Source organism: Paenibacillus sp. PastM-3 (genome assembly GCF_029893965.1).
In the GTDB taxonomy this organism is placed as follows: domain Bacteria; phylum Bacillota; class Bacilli; order Paenibacillales; family Paenibacillaceae; genus Paenibacillus_AQ.
On the sequence record NZ_JARXXP010000001.1, the window covers coordinates 650,053 to 671,166 of the forward strand.

18 protein-coding genes and 1 other annotated feature are annotated in these 21,114 nt (G+C 51.0%); of the genes, 1 reads left to right on the plus strand and 17 read right to left on the minus strand.

Annotated elements, in window-relative coordinates; translation table 11 throughout:
• Positions 1-68 precede the first annotated feature (68 nt).
• The 8 genes from M2108_RS02910 to M2108_RS02945 form a co-directional block, all read right to left on the minus strand.
• On the minus strand, positions 69-1,238 hold the full coding sequence (locus M2108_RS02910) for an alanyl-tRNA editing protein (RefSeq protein WP_277467374.1): 1,170 nt from the start codon (positions 1,236-1,238) through the stop codon (positions 69-71).
• Positions 1,231-1,689, minus strand: coding sequence for a GNAT family N-acetyltransferase (locus M2108_RS02915; protein WP_277467373.1), 459 nt, complete (start codon positions 1,687-1,689; stop codon positions 1,231-1,233). The genes M2108_RS02910 and M2108_RS02915 overlap by 8 nt, the downstream gene beginning before the upstream one ends.
• Positions 1,690-1,713: 24 nt before the next feature.
• Positions 1,714-2,478, minus strand: a complete 765-nt coding sequence (locus M2108_RS02920; protein ID WP_277467372.1) for a TSUP family transporter — start codon at positions 2,476-2,478, stop codon at positions 1,714-1,716.
• Between the two features lie 65 nt (positions 2,479-2,543).
• The gene (locus tag M2108_RS02925) at positions 2,544-2,978 is read right to left on the minus strand and encodes an NUDIX hydrolase (RefSeq protein ID WP_277467371.1); all 435 of its coding nucleotides are present in this window, start codon (positions 2,976-2,978) and stop codon (positions 2,544-2,546) included.
• Between the two features lie 87 nt (positions 2,979-3,065).
• Entirely contained in the window at positions 3,066-3,245 is a 180-nt protein-coding gene (locus M2108_RS02930; protein WP_277467811.1) for a hypothetical protein, read from the minus strand.
• A gap of 62 nt (positions 3,246-3,307) precedes the next feature.
• Positions 3,308-4,024 carry a YebC/PmpR family DNA-binding transcriptional regulator gene (locus tag M2108_RS02935; RefSeq protein WP_277467787.1) on the minus strand — a complete coding sequence of 239 codons (717 nt, stop codon included), beginning with the start codon at positions 4,022-4,024 and terminating at the stop codon, positions 3,308-3,310.
• A gap of 92 nt (positions 4,025-4,116) precedes the next feature.
• Positions 4,117-5,676, minus strand: a complete 1,560-nt coding sequence (gene lysS, locus M2108_RS02940) for a lysine--tRNA ligase (protein ID WP_277467370.1) — start codon at positions 5,674-5,676, stop codon at positions 4,117-4,119.
• Positions 5,677-5,736: 60 nt separating this feature from the next.
• Positions 5,737-6,005: a binding site (T-box leader), on the minus strand.
• Positions 6,006-6,076: 71 nt separating this feature from the next.
• Positions 6,077-6,433 (minus strand): hypothetical protein, encoded by a 357-nt coding sequence (locus tag M2108_RS02945; protein ID WP_277467369.1) that lies wholly within the window; start codon positions 6,431-6,433, stop codon positions 6,077-6,079.
• A 60-nt stretch (positions 6,434-6,493) separates the two neighbouring features.
• Here M2108_RS02945 and M2108_RS02950 point away from each other — a divergent pair, with 60 nt between their 5' ends.
• Complete coding sequence (locus tag M2108_RS02950) at positions 6,494-7,219, plus strand: thermonuclease family protein (RefSeq protein WP_277467367.1); 726 nt, start codon at positions 6,494-6,496, stop codon at positions 7,217-7,219.
• Positions 7,220-7,676: 457 nt separating this feature from the next.
• Here M2108_RS02950 and M2108_RS02955 read toward each other — a convergent pair whose 3' ends face one another.
• The 9 genes from M2108_RS02955 to M2108_RS02995 all read right to left on the minus strand — a co-directional run bounded on the left by M2108_RS02955 (position 7,677) and on the right by M2108_RS02995 (position 21,043).
• Positions 7,677-8,795 carry a 5-methyltetrahydropteroyltriglutamate--homocysteine S-methyltransferase gene (locus M2108_RS02955; protein WP_277467366.1) on the minus strand — a complete coding sequence of 373 codons (1,119 nt, stop codon included), beginning with the start codon at positions 8,793-8,795 and terminating at the stop codon, positions 7,677-7,679.
• Between the two features lie 15 nt (positions 8,796-8,810).
• The gene (locus M2108_RS02960; protein WP_277467365.1) at positions 8,811-9,743 is read right to left on the minus strand and encodes a LysR family transcriptional regulator; all 933 of its coding nucleotides are present in this window, start codon (positions 9,741-9,743) and stop codon (positions 8,811-8,813) included.
• An 84-nt stretch (positions 9,744-9,827) separates the two neighbouring features.
• Positions 9,828-10,964: a phosphodiester glycosidase family protein gene (locus M2108_RS02965; RefSeq protein WP_280776862.1), complete on the minus strand. Its 1,137-nt coding sequence runs from the start codon at positions 10,962-10,964 to the stop codon at positions 9,828-9,830.
• Positions 10,965-11,141: 177 nt separating this feature from the next.
• Positions 11,142-12,401 (minus strand): TPM domain-containing protein, encoded by a 1,260-nt coding sequence (locus M2108_RS02970; protein ID WP_277467364.1) that lies wholly within the window; start codon positions 12,399-12,401, stop codon positions 11,142-11,144.
• A 539-nt stretch (positions 12,402-12,940) separates the two neighbouring features.
• Complete coding sequence (locus M2108_RS02975) at positions 12,941-17,422, minus strand: coiled-coil domain-containing protein (RefSeq protein ID WP_277467363.1); 4,482 nt, start codon at positions 17,420-17,422, stop codon at positions 12,941-12,943.
• Positions 17,409-18,167: a DUF6063 family protein gene (locus tag M2108_RS02980; RefSeq protein ID WP_277467362.1), complete on the minus strand. Its 759-nt coding sequence runs from the start codon at positions 18,165-18,167 to the stop codon at positions 17,409-17,411. Before M2108_RS02980 ends, M2108_RS02975 begins: the two co-directional genes overlap by 14 nt.
• An 11-nt stretch (positions 18,168-18,178) precedes the next feature.
• Complete coding sequence (locus M2108_RS02985) at positions 18,179-19,687, minus strand: hypothetical protein (RefSeq protein ID WP_277467361.1); 1,509 nt, start codon at positions 19,685-19,687, stop codon at positions 18,179-18,181.
• Positions 19,688-19,905: 218 nt separating this feature from the next.
• Entirely contained in the window at positions 19,906-20,226 is a 321-nt protein-coding gene (locus tag M2108_RS02990; RefSeq protein ID WP_277467358.1) for a hypothetical protein, read from the minus strand.
• 220 nt (positions 20,227-20,446) lie between these two features.
• Complete coding sequence (locus tag M2108_RS02995; protein WP_277467356.1) at positions 20,447-21,043, minus strand: GNAT family N-acetyltransferase; 597 nt, start codon at positions 21,041-21,043, stop codon at positions 20,447-20,449.
• Between the last annotated feature and the right edge of the window lie 71 nt (positions 21,044-21,114).

Here is a 21,114-nt window from a genome sequence, read left to right on the forward strand (position 1 = left end):
TAGCTAAAAAACCTGCCAGGGAAAAAAGACCATCATTCTGAATCTTCTCCCGTGGCAGGCTATATGTGCTACTGCTGTTTTACAAATTCATAAAATGCCAGGGCCTGCTTCCAGTCTGTGAAGCCGGCCTGGGCCAGCTTATCACTGCCGCCCCCTTTGCCTCCGAAGCCGCCGAGGTGCTCCTTAAAGAACGCACCGCAGGATAGCCCGGCATTTCCGCTCTGTGCGAACACCAGCTTATTCTCGGCTGCTGACAGCAGCAGCACCGGCAGATCGGTCAAGGCAGTCAGCTTGGCAGCAAGGCTCTGCAGATCCTTGAGTGATTTCTGTTCATAAGTCTGCGCGATAATCCGGCTGCCTTGCTCCTGCGCCGCCAGCAGTTCTCCCGCTGCATAGCCGTCATTCTGCTCTTTAAGCGCTGTAAGCTCGGCCTGAAGCTGCTTTTGCTCCTGTTCGATTTTTTCAATCCGGTCCATAATCTCGTCCTTGCCGGTATTGAATTTGGCGGACAAGGCGCCCAGAATACGCACATTATCATTGAACTCGTCCAGTGCGCGGCCGCCGCATTTGAAGGTCACCCGGATGTTGCCCTTCTGCTTGTCCGCTCTCAGCAGCTTGATCATGCCGATGGCCCCCGTTGATGTGACATGAGTACCTCCGCAGGCGTTATATTCAATTCCCTCGATTTCCACGATCCGGATATTCTCGGTTACTGTAGGCTGCTTCACTAGCGGCAGGCGTGCAAGCTCTTCCCCGCTGACAAAATAGCTGGTGATCCTGCGGTTCAGAACAATCTGCCGGTTAACCTCGGCCTCCACTTCCAGCATTCTGGCCGGTGACAGCTCTGTCAGCTCAACATCGATTGTTGCATAATCGGTTCCGAGGTGGAAGCTTAACGTCATCGCACCGCACAGCTCACGAAATACTGCCGACAGCAGATGCTGCCCGCTGTGCTGCTGCATATGATCAAATCTCCGCTCCCAGCCGATTTTGCAGCTAACTTCGGCAGCTCCGGGCAGGCTCTCCACTTTGTGGAACACTTCGCCCTCCTCAAGAATGACATCCAGCACGGGAATGCTGCTGATGGTGCCGGTATCGCACGGCTGCCCGCCGCCATGCGGATAGAAGGCGGTCTGCTCCAGGACAAGATACAGCCCGTCTGCTTTTTCCTCAATCCGGCTGACTTTTGTTTCCCAATCCTGTATATAAGCTGATTCATAATATAATTTATCAGTCATTGGTCTGCTCCGCTCCGTTTCTGTCTACAGCTCCGGCTTCGGCTGGTCCGAAGAACCGTTCCATAATGATATAATCTTTACCGCCCTTTGTGAACGACTGCCCCGTTGCAGCCAGTGCAAACTTCTGATAGAAAGAGGCTTTATTGCTACGTGCATTGCAGTAGATTCTGCAGACTCCGCGCTGCTCCGCCGCCTCAAGCACATGCTGCAGCAGCCTGCTGCCATAGCCTTTGCCCTGCTCCGATTCAAGAGTGGCGAACTTGCGGAACTGCGCTTCATCACCTTCAATGAATAAAGATACTGCAGAGATTAGCCGCCCACCCTCGAACAGCCCGTAATGCTCCCCGGAATCGTCATCAGTCAGCTTCACATAATCCAGCTCACGCTCCGGCCACATGACCTCATGTCTTAACTGCCATGCCTGTTCCTTCGGTATGAACCTTATGTCCATATTCCCACCTCTATCACGATCTGTTTAGTGCATCGTATCCCATATCTGTTTGCCGATCAAGATCACCGTTACCGCAATGAACAAAGGACGGATATACCCCGCTCCCTTGCGGATCGCCACCTTGGAGCCGAGTATTGCGCCGATAACCATCGGCACCCCAAGCACCAGGCCGTAGGAGTAGCTGACCGAGCCCAGCGCAACAAACGTAAGCAGACTGGAGATGTTGCTGGCAAAATTCAGCACCTTGGCATTGCCGGCTGCCGTTACGAACTCAAAGCCCAGCATCAGAAAGGCAAAGATCAGGAATGATCCCGTGCCCGGACCGAAAAAACCGTCATAAAACCCGATAATCAGGGCGACCAGCATGCCGGTCAGCCGTGTTTTTTTGCTGCTGCCGGAGAAGGTGGACACATCACCCCAGGATTTTTTGAACAATGTATATAGCGTAATTACCACCAGCATCACGATGACCAGCGGCTTCAGGAACTCGGAAGGCACTTGCCGGACAGCAAAGGAGCCAGCGACCGCCCCGGCTATAGAGAAAGGTATTAACAGCCTGATGAGCTGAAAGTTAATTTTACCGGATTTAATAAAGGAAGCCGTACTGGTAAAAGAGCACATCGTGCCTGCCAGCTTGTTCGTTCCAAGCAGCAGATGCAGCGGTATACCCGCCGACAGCAGCGCCGGAATCGAGATCAGTCCGCCGCCGCCCACTACAGAATCGATAAATCCGGCCAGAAAGCCGCAAACCACCAAAACAATTATCATTCCTGTACTAATATGATCCATCTCAGGCCTCCTGCTATGTAAACAATGAGTATATTAAATCTGTAATCTGGAAGGCTTGTGTAAGCTTAATCCCAGCCGTATTCCATAAACCATTCCCCTTGGCTAAAGGTATCCACAGCATCCTTCATGAATGGCAGAGCATTGTCCGGGAGCTTGTCCATGTTAAACCAGCTTAGCTCATCACATTTGTCCGGCTCTATATTACTCACTTCACCCGACCATTCCTCAGCCCGGAAGAAAAAATCAATCCGTTCCGCACCCGCTGTCTTGATATGCATTGTCCCCAGCATATGCAAATGTGCCGGATCAATCCGGACCCCGGTTTCCTCCCGAGCTTCACGGATTGCTGCCATTTGCAGCGTTTCCCCGCCGTCCAGCTTTCCGCCCGGAAAACCATAATAACCGTCCATATGTCCTGTATTATATCGTCTAAGCAGCAGGACCTGGCCGCTCTGGACCAGCATGATATGTACAACACTGAGCACCCGGAATTCCGCCATATTGCTTCTATCCCTCCCCCGTAAAATAAAAAAAAGAGCAGCAGGATCATCTCCTGCCGCTCCCTTAAATCCGTATTGATGCAGTAATTACTTATAAGAATTCTGTTCATTCTTCTTATAAGTTGTCTTGTCATCGCTAAGGGACTCCTTGCGGATGTCGAGCTTCTTCTGCTCCATCTGCTGTGCCTGCTGGCTGGTAACCGCCACATGATCCAGCTCATCCACAGTGTTCATCAGGTTCTTATCCGGTTTGGCGTGATCTGTCACTGCGCTGCCTCCTTAAGGTAACTAAAATCGGTTCACCTTATTGTGGCAATGAACAGCCCGGATTATTCGGAATCCACGTTGTGATAGACCTGCTGCACATCGTCGAGCTCTTCAAGAGCATCGATCAGCTTCTCGAATTGGGCCTGCGCATCTTCAGGAAGCTCCACATAGTTCTGCGGAAGCATGGTAAGCTCGGCTACGGTAAAGTCGGTGATTCCGGCTCCGCGCAGCGTCTCCTGTACGGCATGGAACTGGTCAGGCTCAGCGTATACGATGACCGCCTCGTCCTCTTCCAGTACATCGCGCACGTCAACGTCGGCTTCAATCAGCAGCTCCATTACTTCTTCAGCGGATTTGCCTTCTACACCGATAACCGCGGTCGGATCAAACATATACGTTACTGATCCGCTGACACCCATGTTCCCGCCGTTTTTACTGAAGGCGGAACGAACAAGCGGAGCCGTACGGTTCACGTTATTGGTCAATGCATCAATGATGATCATCGAGCCGCTGGGGCCGAAGCCTTCGTAACGCAGCTCCACATAGTTTTCGTCGCCGCTGCCTTTAGCTTTTTCCAGGGCACGGTCGATAATAGCCTTTGGTACATTATAAGTTTTGGCGCGTTCCAGAACGACCTTCAGCGCACGGTTCGATTCCGGGTCCGGTTCGCCTTTCTTCGCTGCTACATAAATCTCAACGCCGAATTTGGCGTAGACCTTACTTGTATTGGCATCCTTGGATGCTTTCTTCTCTTTAATATTATTCCATTTACGGCCCATAGTGTTCGACTCACTTTCCAACATAAGTTATAAACAGTCCGTTATATTATACCTCTCTTGGGACGATCCCGTAAAGGGCACTGGAGCTCTGTTTAGAAGTCCAGCAGCGCCAGCACCCGCTCTTTGCCCAGTGCCTGAACGAGTACAGGAACCCTTGGGCCCTCCGGCTGCTGCAGAATAAGCTGATAAAGGATAGTAAACAGCCGCTTCTGATTGCTTCTCATCGTCTTTTTGTCAGCATCGTGACAAATGGCATACACCTGCTGCATGAACTCTGTTTCCTCGGAAAATCCGGTACGGAGCAAGCCGCAGAATGCGATAACCCGCTCCTGTTCGTCAGCTTCCAGTGATTGATACAGTACCCGGTCCGGGCTGCTGTTCACTGTTACCAGCTTGTGCGGGGCATACTGTCTGATCCAGTGCTCAGCCCGTTCTGCGGTTTGCCGGAATAATTCCTCTCCGCCGGCTTGCACGCCATCCTGGTTAAGCAGTCTTTGCAGCAGACCGCTGTCCCAGTTTAACAGCGGCAGCAGGGCCGCAATCTGGCTGAAGCCCGGTATTTCAGGGTCTGGGGGATTTCGCAGCGCCAGCTCAAGAGCCGCCCGGATCTCCTCACTCTCCAGCTGCCCCGCGGTATATGCTTTGCGGAACCGCTCGAATTCCGTATAGTTCCGCAGTACATCCTCATCCAGGCCGATACTAAAGGCCGCATCCGACTGATATTTGGCGAACATGAACAGGATCGGCTCCGGCCCGTATACCTTCAGCAGATCATCCGGTGTATAGCCCCGGCCGGACGAGCTGGACATTTTGGCTTGGCTGCCCTTGATGCTGATGAACTCATAAGGAACGTAATACGGCGGCTGATTACCGAATATGTTCTCCGCAATGACCTTGGCAACATTATAGCTCCCCGTCTCGGAGGAATGGTCCCGGCCGCCCGGCTCGAACACGACCTGCTCCATCCCCCAGCGCATCGGCCAGTCTATTTTCCAGTGGAGCTTGATATTTGCGGCCTGCGGAACGTGCAGCGTATTATAACAGCCGCATTTGCAGCTATAGATAATGTCCTCCGACTCCCCGTCAAAAGCGTGGACACAGGTCGTATCTTTTCCGCAACGCTCGCAATAGACCTGAATCGGATAAAAGGCTGCCCGCTGCTCCTCAGTAGCTTTGCCCGTTTTGAACATCATCAGAATGTCGTAGATTTCCCCTCTGCTGCGCAGGGCGTGAAGTATAGCCTGGTTATACCGGCCTGACTGATATTCACGGCTCTGGTAGATGAATTCAGGTAGGATGCCAAAAACGCTCAGCGCTTGTTCAAATTCCTGCTCGTAGTGCTCAGCATATGAAGTATGGCTGCCGCATGGACATGGGACCTTTGTATAAGGTAAGCCGATATACTGCTCATAAGAAGCGTCCAGCTGTGCGGGAACCTTGCGGAACCGGTCGAAATCATCCCACGAAAAAATAAAACGAACCTCTTTCCCGGCTCTCTGCAGCGCTTGAGTGACGAAATAGGTGGTGACAATCTCGCGGAAATTGCCGATATGAACCGAGCCCGACGGACTGATGCCCGATGCGCATACAAAGGTCTGGCGGTCCGGGTGGTTGCTGATCAAGTCATTTGCGATTTTTTGTGCCCAATGCATATTAATATTCTCCTCTGCCCTTTAATAAAAACAAAAAAGCCCCCGCCTCAAGATTGTCATCTTGAGGACGGGAGCTGTCGTAAGCACCGTGGTACCACCTCTGTTCGCGAACATGTTTCCAGGCCCGCCTCTTCGGGTACGGCCATCACGCTTATACCCTAGCTCTGTAACGGGAGCTCCCGTCATACCATCCTTGGGCGTTCAGTACGCCTAATTCCGTATGCAGCTCAGAGACTTTATTCGTCAAGCACATTGCTGCTCCATTTCACCGGACTGGAGCTCTCTGGGAACAACGTTTGCTCAACTACTCTTCTCATCATCGCTTTTCTTATCCAATTAAAACTATTTAAACATGATTTGCGGTGCTTTTTCAAGTTTAAATTTCAGGCTACATTTCAACCTACAACTCAATGAAAAAGATTTTGAATACGCCTAAGTAACGTTTCTTCGCTGTGATGTCTCCAATAAAGGTGCTGCTGTCCTGAATGTTTGGCAGACTGAAAACGGAAAAAATAATGTAATTATCCCTTTCAGCCAGACTCTTCACCAGCGGCCGGACCACAGCCTGATTAAGGCCCACAGGCAGCGACGTGCCCAGTATTTCCTGCAGGTCATCAGCAGCATAGTCCGCGAAATCCTCAGTGGATGGATTAAGCCACGCAAGCACTCCCAACAAAATCAATAGCACGAGGAGCATATTTCTGATTCTTCCCGGCCTGGCCCTGCGCTCAACCTGCCGCTCAGTATATGGATCCATGTCATCCCTCCTCCTGTAACCATAACCCATTTGGGTATATATGTAAACGATGTTCAATTTGTGATTAAAGCTTACTTTGCTGATGGCTATGTGCAGGTATTCAATGATGCTATTTTCTGCTACACTGGCAACATTATTGTTTACAGAGGAGCCTTTCGGATGTTATCAAATGAATCACGGAAATCCCGCAAGCGTATAAATAAAATCCTGTTAATCACAGGAGCTGTAATTTTTGTTCTATTGATTTTGACCGCACCTGGAACTTCACTTGTTGAGAAGGCTGCTTTAATCCTGGAGTCTATCAATGATACCGAAGTAATCGACACTTATAAATATACCTCCAAAACAATGGAAGCCGAAGTCACCTCTGTCATCGACGGAGACACCTTCCGAATCCGCACAGAAGAAGGTAATACTGATAAAGTACGACTGCTGCTGATTGACACGCCGGAGATTGGAGACAAGCCAGAGCCCTATGCTCTGGAAGCGCGTGATTATACAGAGGTGCTTCTTGCAGGACAGACAGTTCATCTAGAATGTGACGAATCGGAGCGCGATCAGTACGGCAGGCTGTTGGCATATGCTTATGTGGATGATCAGATGGTTAATGAGCTGCTGCTGGAGCAGGGGCTGGCCAGAGTGGCTGTTTTCCCTCCAGATACCAGGTACGTAGATGACTTTAGGGAGATTGAAACGAAGGCGCGGGAATCCCGGCTCAGGGTCTGGAGTATTGACAACTATGTGACTAACAGGGGATTTAATGCAGATGCGGCTGCTCAAAAATAGCAGTAAATAACAGCAGGCAGGCATAGCATTAAAAACCCCTTGTCTGATAGAGAATTTGAAGGCTGGTTTCCAGTTGAGCTGATGGGAGCGCCGCCGCTGAGCAACCTCCGTTCAGCAATCCACACCCACACGATAACTGCACTTTATACAACTAAAATCCCAGTTTTTCTCCGGATTACGCGTATAAGTGTACTCTGTACAATTAAAAATTTCGAAATATGCTCATTCTGGTTATTTCGGGCACAAATAGTTGTACAAACTACAGTTAAACGCTGCAATCGCAGGCTTAAGGGCTTTTTTAGTGTACAGAGTGCAGCTATTCCACTCCGTTGAGCTTCCAACAACAGCAAACTTAGCCCGGTACCGGCAAAATAACAAAACAGGGATGTCCCGCAGCCGCTCAGGCAGACCGGAACATCCCTATTCTTTTTCCCTGTCCTAACTTGCTATAGTGGTCCTACACCCATACCTCATTCGCGGTCTCAATAACGAGCCGGATTTTGTCCCACTGCTCTTCCTCCGTAAGAATATTCCCTTCCTCGGACGATGCGAAGCCGCATTGCGGGCTTAGGCACAGCTTGTCGATATCCACATACTCCGCCGCTTCGGCAATTCGCAGCTTCAGCTGCTCCTTGTTCTCCAGCCCGCCATGCTTGGTAGTAACAAGGCCCAGCACCACGAACTGGTCTTTGATGTACCGCAGCGGCGCGAAGTCCCCCGAACGCTCGTTATCGTATTCCAGGAAAAAGGCATCCACCTGCGCCCCGCCGAACAGTGTCTCCGCAACCGGCTCATAGCCGCCGGCCGCGAACCAGGTTGAACGCAGATTGCCGCGGCATACATGCAGGGCGATGGTCATATCCTCAGGCTTGTCTGCTATACTCTCGTTGATTAGCGACACGTAGTCCCGGGCCAATTGATCCGGATCGATGCCTCTGCTCCGCAGATGCGCCCGGTGTCTGCCGCTCGACAGCGTTCCCCACGTCGTATCATCCATCTGCAGATAGCGGCAGCCTGCATCATAAAAAGCCCGGATAGCCGCACGGTACACCGTAATTATATCCTGGAACAGCTGATCCCGGTCAGGATAAATTTCATTTCCATTGTAATCCTGTACGAAGTGGAACAGGGACGGGGCAGGTATTGTCATTTTGACCATCGTATCACCGGCCATTTGCTGCAGCCTGGTGAAATGGGCCAACATCGGGTGATCGCCGAATGATATTTTTCCGGTAATCTTAAAGCTTTCAGCCCGTTGCGCGTTTTCCTTGGCCGAACCATTGGCTTGATTAAGAATGATTTTGTGTGTGCCTGTTATTCCCAGAAAAAAATCCAGATGCCACCACGAACGGCGGAATTCGCCGTCAGTAACGGCCTTGAGGCCCAGTGCTTTTTCCTGCTTGAGCAGTTCAGCAATCTCTCTGTCCTCAATTTCCTGAAGCTGTGCAGCTGTTATCTCTCCCTGTTCGGATAAGCTGCGCGCTGTCTTGATGCCCTCACTGCGCAGAAAGCTGCCCACGATGTCATAGCGAAAGGGAGGGGCAGTTCTGGCGGAACCCGTAATTGGACTGATCATACGACCCTCCTGCTGTTATAGTAAGAACTGATTCATGTCAAAATAGCTGCTGGCGACCAGATCGTTCAGCAGATCAATATAAGCGGACATAATATCACTCGGCTTACGGTCTTTATGGGCAATCCAGCCGACAGTAAAAACTTCATTACTCTCATAAGGAATGGTCACCACCCCGTTGCCGTTCAGATCGGAGGCCATAATGCCGGTCCCGATCGTGTAAGCGTCGCTCCCCAGCAGCAGATTAGACAGAGTGGCCCTGTCCGTTACTTTGATGTTCTTCTCAATCTGGGTGAAGCTAAGCATTTCTTCCGAGAAATGCAGTGAATTGTTATCTCCCTGCTCAAACGTAATGTACGGAAACGGCAAAATATCTTCGAGTATAATAGACTCTTTGCCAGCCAAAGTGTGCCCCATTCTCACATACACATGCGGATTGGTATTAAACAGCGGTGTGAATTTGAGATTCCCGTCACTGAACAGCTTGTTCATCACTTTATAATTGCTCTCATTGATGTACAGAATGCCTAGATCGCTGCGCAATGTCCGCACATCCTCAATAATTTCAAAGGTCTGTGTCTCCCGCAGGCTGAAATTATATTCTGCAAGCTCCCGCTCCTTCATCAGACGCACAAAAGCATCTACAACAAAGGCGTAATGCTGGGTGGATACGGAAAAATAAACCGGACTGCGCTTCTTGCCGGTGTACCGGTTCTCCATGAACTCGGTCTGCTCGATAATCTGCCGGGCATAACCAAGAAACTCCATGCCTTCGGCCGATATGCTGATTCCCCGGTTAGTCCGTTCAAAAATAATAATGCCCAGCTCGTTCTCCAGTTCCTTGATCGCATTGGATAGACTGGGCTGCGACACAAAAAGCCGTTTGGCCGCTTCGTTCATCGAGCCGCTGTTCGCAATCTCAATTGCGTAGCGGAGCTGCTGCAATGTCAAACCTGTTCCCCCTCTTACCTCAGGCTGATGCCTTCGCGAATCTGGCTTATAACAAGTAGCATACCTTTAATTCCCGTCCGGTGTCTACTGGGTCCGCTTCTTGGCAGCGTCAATCTGGGAGGGATCCAGACCTTCCCAGATATTATCAATCTGCACCTGCTCCGGATGCTCGAATACCAGAAAAGCCGTCGGTAAATAACGTTCGCCGTATTGCGAGGATGGTTTGTTGACAATTTCATTATCTTTGACCAGAACGGTAGATGAACCTCCGTCCAGATTGGCAGCAATCACAGCGCCGTGCTTTAGCATAATCTGCTGGACATCATACAGATTGGCCCCGATGCTGTAGCCCGGCTGTCGGCCGTCAATGACAACAAACAGCAGCGCACCGTCAGCACGCTGGCCCATGGCCGTTCTCGGGGCGATGCCCCAGCCTTCGGCTGCATTTTTGATCAGCCCTTTGCCGTTCACGATGATCCGCGGCTGAAAAGAAACGGCCTCCTGAACCCCAAGCTTGCTTAGCTCTTCAAGCGAGTAATTGCCGGCAATCATTTTCCCTTGTTTATCTAACCCGACTATTTGTGTTGAAGTCTTCCCCCCGAGCCCGTTATAAAAAAGCTTACCCTGGGAGATCACAAGCCCGATTGGCTTAAATCCGTTACCCTTCCAGTTCGGGTCGGCGAAGCCTCCGCCGTTAACTCCGGCAATAGCACCGGTTCGCGCTACCATACTGGATACCTTTTCGCCGGAGCCTGCCTTATTCGGAATGCCCAGCCGCACTTTGGTAGGATCATTAACTGTCATCACATAACCGGCATAGCCGGTTCCGCTGACCTTTTCAACTTCCACCAGCGGCTTCTCTGCCGGAGCTTCAGTATCAGCTTCAGGTGCGGGAGTGGCAATGGTATGCGTATCTACCTCGTCCCCCATGTGATCAAAGCGCTGGTTATACTCCGCCACTCTGTTCTTCAGTTCATCTTCCCCGATAATATACTTTGCCATGTAACGGTGCTGTGTTGTTATTAGTGTGTCAGCTATCAAGTAACGAAAATTGTTGGCAGAGGGTGCAAAATACAGCCAGCCCATTCCAATGGTCAGCAGCAATAAGCAGAACATAAACATTCTGGTGAATTTTCGGAAAAAGCTCACTTTTTTGCGTTTCTTCCTGACGGGCTTCTTCTTGCGGGCGCCTGAACGCTGGGGTAATGATGAAGTGCTCACTGCTAAGTCCTCCCTGGTCATTCATCTCATGCAAAATGTGATAGTCTCATATTCTCCCATGATAGACGATCTTGTGCCGGCAAAGGTTTCAGAATTTTCACAATATCATTCCATAATTTGTAACAACAAAAAAGCCCTCCCTATGAAGAGGGCTTAACATTATAGTATATCTACAATCTACCCATGCCTGCTTTTTCCGCCTCTACGATTCGAGCGGCCGCCTTGACCAGCCCCCCGGAAGCGGCGCCGGCTATGCTCCGGTTCCATTCCCCGGTATGGGGCGGACCGTGCAGATTGACGGTAGCGGTATGATGCTGCCACAGTGATCAAAGCAACAATACTCAGGAGCAGAACTGTCAATACCAGCCCTTTACTTCTTGGAGCAGGTTCCTTGACTCTATCAATACCTTCGCCGGGCTTAGTCTCTTGCTTAGCTGTTAGTTGAACGGGTTTAACATTTGCTGCTTCTGTTGATGCTGTAGCAGATGTTCCGGAGGCTTCCCCGGCTGCAGCCGGATTGCTCTCAGCTCTGGTCAAAAAATAATGGTAGAAGTCATTCGCCGCTGCGGTAACACCAGCCGCATACTTTTTGACGGCAAATTGCGGCTCCAGCGACTTATTGAGGATATCCCCGATCAGCTCATTCGTCAAGGTGGTATCCACATCCCTGCCCTGCAGCACATGATAGTTGTCCCCTTCAATATCGAGCACCACCATAACATCTCTGGTGCCGGCTCCGACCGAGGCATATTTGGCATATGTGTAATCCTGCAGCGTTTTCCTGCCGGGATTATTCACTGTTACAAAATAAATGCCGCTGCCGGTCGTTGTTTTGTAACGGTTGCTGGACTGGTTAAGATATAATCTTGTAACCTGCGGAAGGACTCCGGCATTGTCGGCAACAAAATTCTGCATTCCGAGCGGCTCCGTCCATACCCCGCCCAGGCTTTTAATCAAAGCACCGTAGGTCTTGCGTGCCCCGGCAGCATACTCTTTGCGGGCGAAATCCGGCTCCAGTGACTCGGCGAGAAGCTGCGCCAGCATGCTGTCAGTCAGAGAGTTCTTCAGACCGTTACCCTGCAGCACCCAGTAATTGTCATCCTTGATCGAGAGCAGCAGCAGGACCCCTTTTTCTTTGTCGGATGAACCGATTCCCCAGGTGTCGAACAGTGTTCTGGCGTATTCCTCCATTGATGCTCCTCCGGTTGAATCCACTGTTACAAGAACCACCTGCGCTCCCGTCTCCTGATGGAGCTTCACACCATAGTTGACCATATAATTCTCGGCTTTCAGGTCGATAACTCCCGCATAATCATTCACATAAAAAGCATCCGTATGATCCGGAACCGCCGGCTTGGCCAAGCTTACAGTCGGCGGCAACAGCATAACACTCAACAGCACTGCAATTAGCGTGAAAAAGATCCCTTTGCGCTTCATCCGAATCCCCCTGCTTGTCTATTCTGGCTTTAACTAACATTGGACTCACTTGGTTTAATACATTTTTACTCGACAATAACTGTTGTGAATGCTACGTTTAATACTTGTTACAGTTAAAAAATGGTTATTAGGGGAGTTGCGATAATGAAAAGTAATGTAAATATGCTCTATTGTTTACTGGGAAGCTTTGTACTGGCCCTTTTAAATCATCCCGTGCTCAGTTCTGCAAGACTTGGAATATTCCCCTCGGGTTACGGTGCGAGTCTGTTTGGCGTGATATTTGTATGGATAACTGATATTCTCGCATTTGCTGGCTATCTGCTACTAATTATATGCAGCATCCTATTATTCATTACTAATATTAATCCAGGGAAAAATAAGAATAGAAGGTAGGTACTCAAAAGTTATTGAAGGTTTGCCGCAAGGCAAAAATCAAAGGCATTTTTACCCTTGGTATCCTATCCTTCCCTCTCACTATCTCCCCCACAAAAAATAAGACCCGCCCGGCATTTGCCAGACGGGTCTTATTTAAGTTATTGCTAGAATAGCGACGCCGGGATCATCTTCCTGCCGCCTTTTACCAGAGTAGACTCCAGCATTTCTCCTTTATCTCCGCCAAAATAGAGCTGCCAGTAGACGCCAAAGCGCACACTGACATCATTCTTCACCAGCTCCGGCGGCGTCACGATCAGCCACTGGAACCTTAGCGCCTTGGAAATCTCAAAGACGGGATCAAGCACATTGTTGGAGACCATTTCCCCGAACGGGTTGTCGTAGAGGAAGACGGTCCAGCCCTTGTTCTCGCGGTTAACCCGCTTATGGGTCATGATCATCATCGCCACAAGCAGCTGTACCGACTGGCGCTGGCCGCCGCTGCCGACAGCTTCGTCTAATGCACCGCGGTTGATGACTTCCCAGTCGGAGTAGTGGAATTCTTCCGGTGCCGCATATAGGAAGTAATTCTCTGTAACCGGCTTGTATACCTGAAGCACAGGGAAGCGGTTCTGCATGGCTGCGTAGACGAGTTTACCGTCATTGATCAGCTCCTTAACCGCTGCCGCCGGCACCTGCTCGATCTTCGGATATTTCTCCAGCAGACTGCTGATGCAGCGGTTGAAATAGTCGCTGACCAGCGGCTCGATATCATCTGTTGTCTTGGGCACGGTGATATGTTTATAATTCAGCCGCACCAGCGGAAAAGCGTGGCCGTTCTCGTTGTGAATAATCATCCGCCGCTCCATGCGCTTCAGGATATCCGTAATCTGCACGACCCGCTTGGCCGCACGTCCGACCCACAGCTTGCGCGAGAGCTCCATGCTCTCTTTATCGCTGCGGATACTCTCAATCTGGTCGCGTGAGCTCTGCAGCATCGAATCCAGCACCTGCCCGGCAATGGCGAAATCCTCCCAGTGAACGGTGTTCAGCCGCTCCTGGATTTTGGTCTCCAGCTCACTGTTCCAGCCGCACTTTGCCAGCTTGGCGCTCAAGTCATTTTTCTCTTCCTTCACTTTACGGGTAAGCTCCGTCTGCTGGGCACGGCTTTCTTTACTCTGAAGCAGCCAGTCAGCAACCGTTCGTTCACAGCTTTCCCTCACCTGCAGCTGTACATCCTCCGGTACATCACGGAGCTGAACACGGCCCTCAACATGCGTGTCCAGAATCTGTCGCTGATTGCCCAGTGTCTGCAGCCATTGATCCACAGCAGAGAGCCGTTGTTTGCACAAATTTAACTGCCGTTCATTCTCACGGGTATCCTCCGTAATCTCCTGCTCCTTGACAGAGAGCGTGTCAGTCCATATTTCAACAGGCCGTTCATGCTTCTCCTTGATCGTCTTTTCCGTTTTGCGCAGTTCCTTCTGCAGGTTCTCAAGAATCGTCTGGCAGCGGATGTAGGATTCACGTACGTTCTGGTAATCCTCCTCCAGATATACCGTCTCATTCTTTTGCCGCGCCCGCGCTGCAGCTATTGCTTCAGGTGAATCCTGCGGCTCGGGAGCTTTTTGCCAGTCACGGTCAATCTGATAGACAGCAGTTTCAAGCTCACTAAGCTGTTCGCCTGCACGCTTGATGTTCCCCTGCCGCGTACGGATTTCCAGCTCATTATGGGTCAGCGATTGCTGCAGGCTCTCCACTGTACTTAACAGCTGCAGCATTTTATTCTGAGCATCAGGATTCAGGCCAACCTCTTCCATACCCGCTTCAATCTGAAGTTCATTAGGAAAAACAAGCTCCGGGAACCAGCTCTGCAGCCTGGGGAACAGCGAATAACGGGTGTCCCCAATCCAGTGCTCCCGCTGCTGTGCGGTGCTGTCCATTTCCGCTTTCAGCTGAACAAGACCCTGGTCTTTAACGGAGATTTCCTTATTCAGCGTCTGCCTGCGGTCAACTGCTCTCTGCTTGTCCTTGTAATCCTGCTCCTGCTTACGGGTTCGTTCCTCCCACTGCCGCAGGGCCTGGGCTCTTTGCTCCAGTCCGGTCTTTTCCCGCTCGTATTCATTAAGCTCCTTCTGTATGGAAGCAAGCAATTCCTCATTCTCACTGATCTCTGTCTTTAGACCGGCCACCGCTGTATCAAGCTCATTTACAACCAGCTCCAGCTCACGGATCTTAGCTTTTAAGCTTACCGTATGCTCACTCTGGAACAGCCGCTCAAACTCCTGCCGGGCTGTCTTCAGCTTCGACAGATAATTCTCCGCGTCCTGAAGCTCTTCTTCCCGCTCCTTCAGCCGGGTGGCAATTCCGCGCTTCCAATCCTGGAACTGCTCCGGCTGCAGAACCATCTGCGGTCCCTGATTTGCAAGCAGCAGGAACGGCTCTACGGCAGCTAGGCCCATTTCCTCGCGGATAAAGACCGGCACAGCCGATTTGAGGATGATATTCCCCAGTGCATCCGGCGGAATTTTGTCTGCTTCACGCTGAGTGACAATCAGCCCGTAAGGGAGCAGCGGATGACGTCCGAGCTCTTCTTCACGGTGCAGATAATTCAGATCATTCAGGTAAGAGCTGCCGGGCATGGAGCTGATTTTGAGCGCATCCAGTCTGTCCTTAACTATAATTACATCTGCATTAGGCAGCCAATAAGCTTCCTGCTGCAGCTCTACGTCAAGCTGCTGATGATAAAACTCCCTGCGCAGCCGCTTGGTCTGCTGCTCTGTATCTTCCAGCCTGCGGATGAACCGCTCATGGATCAATGCTTTTGCTTCAAAGAGTGCTGTTGCCCCCAGCACCTGATGCTCTTCGTACAGCTCAAGCAGTACGACAAGCTGTGACCACAGCTGTGATTCCCGGCCCATCTGCGCTTCCAGCTGATTATGCAGCTCATCGCTTTGGCAGCGTTCGCCGGCAAGCTTCACCTGAAGCTCCGCCAGTTTAGTGCGCAGGCTCAGCTTACGCGCTTCCCCCTGACCACGCAGAGCAGTGCGTTCTGCAATTGAATCATCAATAGTATTGGCAGCCAGAAGTGTCCTCTGCAGCGCCGGTCCCGGCGCACTGGCCGCCTCCTGTCCATGCCGCGAAGCAAATACGCCCGCTTCCTCGCTAAATTGTCGGATGTAGCCGGTAAGCTCATTGATCCGGCTCTCCAGTCCGCCCAGCTCCAGAACATAGCTCTCCCGCTCTTTACGCAGCCCGGCTTCTTCAGCCGAGAGCGCCTGCTGACGGCCAGCGAAGCCGGAAAGCTGCTGCTGCCACAGCCGGAAGACCTGATCCCACTGCTGGCGCAGCTCCTCCTTGGCACTCAGGATAACCTCCTGGCGCTCCTTCATTTCAAGCGAACCTTCGATCGCTTCAATTTCCTTCTGCCATTGACCGATTTCCCGCTTATGCACCTGGCGTTTGGCCAGATATTGCGCCACTTCCAGACGTTTTTCCTGTTCTTTGGACTCATCAAGCCGCGAACGCGCCCGTCCCTGATTATCACTGATGGCTTTGAACTCTTCCTGCTTCGTATCGTGCTCCTCTTTGCTGCGCAGGTAACTCAGGTTATCCGCCTCGAAGCGAAGCTGCCGGGCTTCGGACTGCAGCCGGACCAGCTCGTCGGCTTGTCTGCCCCGGTTATCTTCAGCTGCTCTCAGCTCGTCATAAATGACCGTATAAATCCGACGGCCTAGCAGCTCTGTCTCCTGAAAGCTCCGCTCCGCTTCTGCCCCCTGCTTGACCAGCTCATGCAGCGGAGCAGCGAGCGCCGTGAACTCGGCAAAAGCTTTCTCACGCTGCTCCAGCATCGGAAGCCGCTGAGCAACCGTTGCTGTGTCGGTGAACATCCGCTGAAGCGAGCCGTCCTCCTCACGCGACCCGTCATTCAGGCTGGAGCCGATCTCCGGAATAATCAGCTTTTCGAACAGATTATGGTTCGTGAAGGCATCATTTTTCTGAAAATAGCCTTTGATCCCGCCCTCTTCACCGTTAATCTTCTTCATATTGCGCCATTCGCCAATGTGTATATCCCGTTCCGCCAGGAAGGTGTAATACTTCTTGAGCTCGGAATGACTGCTTCCATAATAGATGATCTCGTTGCGCCGTTCCCGTACAAACTGCTGAATCGCCTCAAAGCTTGCAGGGCCGCCTTCATCGGGAAGATACAGCGGCAGCGTCGACAGGGTTAGCTCCGATTGCTCCTCATATTCCAACAAGGCATAGAGCAGATAATCGACCTTGATCTCCAGCTGATCCGCCGAGCTGTGGGCAGTCATGGCAATTCCGGTAGTGATATACTTACTGCGGTCGCCGGAGTCCAGCTTCCATTCAATGGCTACGTGGAAGGTGTAAGGCTTCAGCTGTTTTTTATGATTATGGAAAAAAGCCTCAACCTGATTCTCATTGTCCTTCCCCCATGAAGTCTTCGGAATCAGCAGCTGAAAAATCGACTGCAGCAGCACCCCTTTTCCGCCGCCGTTCATCAGGGTAATCAGGGTATTGGCCGGACCTTCCTCGTTGCACAGGTCAAGTATCATATCGTCGTATTTCTTGAGCATTTTCTCATATTTCAGACCGGCGATCCGGATCCGTTCAATGCGCGGCATGGGCGTCACCCTCCTTCTCAGCCAGTGTACTGCCAATAAGGGCTTTCAGTTCCTTGTAACGGTCTACATCATGGTACAGATAGCGCATCCGTTCGTACAATTCTTCCCGCGGAAAAATCCGTTTTTCACTCTCGGAAATGAATACCAGATGCTCGTCCTCCAGCAGCTTCATCCCTTCATGGATTAAGCCGATCCGGGAACCGGAGCTTCTGGAAAGAGTGTCGGCATCCTCCTGGCTTTTGGTCTGCATATACAGGCTGGCCCATACTTTGTACATCGCCTGAATGTCGAGCCGCCACTTCTTGCTGAACTTGCCCTCTTCATCCATTTCATACCAGGCCTTCAAAACGGCCGATACTTGATCAGCCAGCTGGATGTAGGAAATACTGTCCTGTCCCGGTTTAAAGTGCTGATCATCCTGGTCCATTTCTGCCAAAAAAACCAGGATCACAACGTTAATGATATGTAAATGCGTCTTGCGCTCAATCCGCGAATATTTACTCTTCAGCTGTGTGAAGTTGGTTGCAAAGCCCGAGCCGAGCGGATTAACCAGCAAATGCAGGCGGTGACCGGAGTTCATGATCCGGCAGCCTCCTTCTTTGGCCAGATATTGCAATGCATCATAAGCGCCAGTGTCCTGCAGACACTCCGCTGCAGCCGGATCATCCAGCGAAATGACTTTCCGCCGCAGCAGGTCAAAAAACAGCCGTGACGCCTGCTGCAGTTGTTCCAATGTATAACTCATGTTCGGACCACTCATCTTTCTTCTATAATAATAGTGTACGGACTCATCTCAAGCCCCGGCCATCTGACTGCCGGCTGCTGCCCGGTACCGTTAATTATTGTTCTTAGCACCTTTCCCCGCAGAACTTCAAGTACAGGATGACTGTCCAGCAGGTATTGAATAAGCCTCTGGCATTCATCCGTTCCAGCCGGGCTCTCCGCACCAGACTCCTGTACCTTCACTTCCGTATGAAAAAACTGTGCCCACAGGTCCACCGCATTCGGGTTATTAGCCCAGCCGAGTTTTTCTTCTTCGGTAAAAGCTTCTGCAGCAAAGGTGAACCTTCCGTCCGCCGCAAGCCCCGTAAATACGGGAAGCCATAGCCCGGCAACTTCTGCCCAGGGTATCGTCTTTGGAATATAGGATACTTCCGGTTCTTCCCCGGTATCATCAGGTTCATCCAGCCATTCTTCGGGCATAAATCCGGTTTCCTGCTCTTCCCACGCCCAGGCGAGGGGATAAATGAAGTCCTGCTGCGGTGTGAACAAGCCGCCTACCAGCAGCTCAAGACTGTCCCCTGAGGACAGTCCGTCGCTTTTCACCCATTCCTCCCATACATTGGTCCGAAAGTTAAAGCCCGCAGCCCCCCAAAACAGCTCCGGGAAATTCAGCCGCAGATTGGTTTCAGCCTCAAAAATGCTCAAGACTACCTCAGCCAGCTCATCATGAACTTTGCGCGACAGCTCTACCCGTTCAGAGAGCAGACGTAACTCGTTAAAATCAATAACATCCTTTTCATCGTTGGCCAGTCTGGCCAGTGAGCGGTGAATGTTATCAAAGTGCCTGCGTTCTTCATCAAACTGCAAGTGAATTTCCTCCAGGCGCTGATGACGCATAACCCCGAATTCGCTAAAAATATGTTTTGGATTGCGACGCAGCGCATTGCGGTACTCCTGCTGCTGCTGGGTCATTTTCCGAACTCTTGAGATCAGCTCGTTCACATCCTGCAGCGCCCGCGTTACCCGGCCATGCTTGATATGCATCTGAATCTCCAGCAGCTTGATGCTGATTTGGAACTCCTCGATGATCTCATGGCTCATAAAGATCAGCTCCAGCGCATATTCGGAGAGCCGATAGATCGTTCTTCCGCTCTCTTCCCAGCTGCTGCGGGTCGCATCCTCGTCCACGGTAAAATACTTATATTTCTGCACATTCATCTGCTGAGTATGATCATCAAAGTAAAAAGCTTCAAAATCTCCGCCGTTTCCGCTCCAGAGCAGCCCGTCCACCAGCCGCTCCACCGATTCGGCTGTTCCCAGCCCGTTAATATTGAATCGTTCCAGGGAGCTCCATGCCAAACCAACAATATCCTCCTTGGACCGCTGATCGTTCGATTCCAGCTCCATATAGTAAACCTGCAGCAGTACGCTCAGTGCGATCATTTCCTTATACGGCTGCAGCTCTCCAAGATTCATCCCGGCACCAAGACTCCACAGCGGGTTAAGCCGTTTGTTCCGTTCCCCAAAATCCGACCAGTTCATCTATTAAGCCAACCTCACCATCACTTCGTAATTTAAAACTTCCTGTGGAATACGTTTGTCCGATTGTAACAGCCTCTGAATACAGCCCGTCAGCTCCGGCTTTATGGTAGTCTCACCGAGGACAATATTCAGATGCTCCTGCAGGCAGGCTCTTTGCTCCTTCGCATAGTCATAATCTTTCAAAGCCTTTCCGGCCATCAGCTCATATACAGACAGCGCTAACTTGATCTGCAGATCAGGATACCTGAGTTTAAGCGCCCCATAGATACTAGCGTCAGTGTTGAGGTCGTCTCGGGCAGCCAATAGGCTGCAGCAATACGGGTTGTCCCATATAACCGGCTTTTGGTAAGCTTTATGAAGTATCCTTCCTTCAAGAGCTGTTCCACAGCAGCTGCAAATACCGTTAAACCATCATAATCAGAGCGGTATTCATAGGTGCTGATCACCGCTTCCTCAAGCTGATCCAGAGAAACCCTCCGCCGGGTTCTGCGCACTAGACCATATCTGGATTCTATCACGCCCATAATTCTATATTTCATTACATCACCCTCATAAAATAGCTTAAACCCATATCAGCCCCTGATAGGGAAATATGGGTTAGCAATCACAGATAACTAACATTTTCCTTGCGAATATATGTTTCTATTATAGCAATGAAATAAAGAGTTGGCTATGATCCTTGCGGAGGATTCCGCTATGACGTTAAAAAGGACTCCGCTGGAAGCAGAGTCCGTAGCAACCGCCACTAGATTAATAATTTCAGTTATATTTCCCCTGCAAAAGATACTGCAAATTGGCCTTTACCCCCGGCCATTCCTCATCAATAATGCTGTACAGCACATTGTCCACTGGGATACCTTCCGAGGTAATCCGGTGTTTGCGCAGAAGGCCTTCTTTTGTGGCACCTAAGCGTTCAATCGCTTTTTGCGATCTAAGGTTGCCGCCAACAATCGTAAAATTCACCCGGATCAGTCCAAGCTCTTCGAAGCAGTGCTGCAGCAGCAGGGCTTTGCCTTCTGTATTCACCGGTGTTCTCCAGTATTCAGGCGCAATCCAGGTGCAGCCGATTTCTGCATTACGGTGAGTGTGGTCAATGTGCATAATCCGCGAGGTCCCGGCAATCCGTCCGGTAGACCGGTCCAGCATGACAAACGGCAGATCATGGCCTTTTTCTTTGTTCGTTAGCGCTGTATCAATTAGCTGCTCTACCTGTGCGGCGGAGGTGATTTTTCTCCAGGTAAATTCCCAGATTAACGGGTTGCTAAGAATCGCTGTCAATCCCGCCCTATGCGCTGCTTCCATGGGAACCATTTGAATGTACGTGCCGTTTAATGGTCTGATGTTCTCCGAGATCACACAACTGCCTCCTAAAATGCGGATAGGTTTAAAGCGCGCTGCACAACTAAACGCCGATCTCCTGTTAAAGA

Excerpts from the sequence above, each read along its gene's own strand:
- M2108_RS02935 (WP_277467787.1), bottom strand. The coding sequence starts at position 4,024 with ATGGGCCGTAAATGGAATAATATTAAAGAGAAGAAAGCATCCAAGGAT.
- M2108_RS02910 (WP_277467374.1), bottom strand. The coding sequence starts at position 1,238 with ATGACTGATAAATTATATTATGAATCAGCTTATATACAGGATTGGGAA.
- lysS (WP_277467370.1), bottom strand. The coding sequence starts at position 5,676 with ATGCATTGGGCACAAAAAATCGCAAATGACTTGATCAGCAACCACCCG.
- M2108_RS02925 (WP_277467371.1), bottom strand. The coding sequence starts at position 2,978 with ATGGCGGAATTCCGGGTGCTCAGTGTTGTACATATCATGCTGGTCCAG.
- M2108_RS02920 (WP_277467372.1), bottom strand. The coding sequence starts at position 2,478 with ATGGATCATATTAGTACAGGAATGATAATTGTTTTGGTGGTTTGCGGC.
- M2108_RS02945 (WP_277467369.1), bottom strand. The coding sequence starts at position 6,433 with ATGGATCCATATACTGAGCGGCAGGTTGAGCGCAGGGCCAGGCCGGGA.
- M2108_RS02985 (WP_277467361.1), bottom strand. The coding sequence starts at position 19,687 with ATGAACTGGTCGGATTTTGGGGAACGGAACAAACGGCTTAACCCGCTG.
- M2108_RS02990 (WP_277467358.1), bottom strand. The coding sequence starts at position 20,226 with ATGAAATATAGAATTATGGGCGTGATAGAATCCAGATATGGTCTAGTG.
- M2108_RS02975 (WP_277467363.1), bottom strand. The coding sequence starts at position 17,422 with ATGCCGCGCATTGAACGGATCCGGATCGCCGGTCTGAAATATGAGAAA.
- M2108_RS02915 (WP_277467373.1), bottom strand. The coding sequence starts at position 1,689 with ATGGACATAAGGTTCATACCGAAGGAACAGGCATGGCAGTTAAGACAT.
- M2108_RS02980 (WP_277467362.1), bottom strand. The coding sequence starts at position 18,167 with ATGAGTTATACATTGGAACAACTGCAGCAGGCGTCACGGCTGTTTTTT.
- M2108_RS02970 (WP_277467364.1), bottom strand. The coding sequence starts at position 12,401 with ATGAAGCGCAAAGGGATCTTTTTCACGCTAATTGCAGTGCTGTTGAGT.
- M2108_RS02955 (WP_277467366.1), bottom strand. The coding sequence starts at position 8,795 with ATGATCAGTCCAATTACGGGTTCCGCCAGAACTGCCCCTCCCTTTCGC.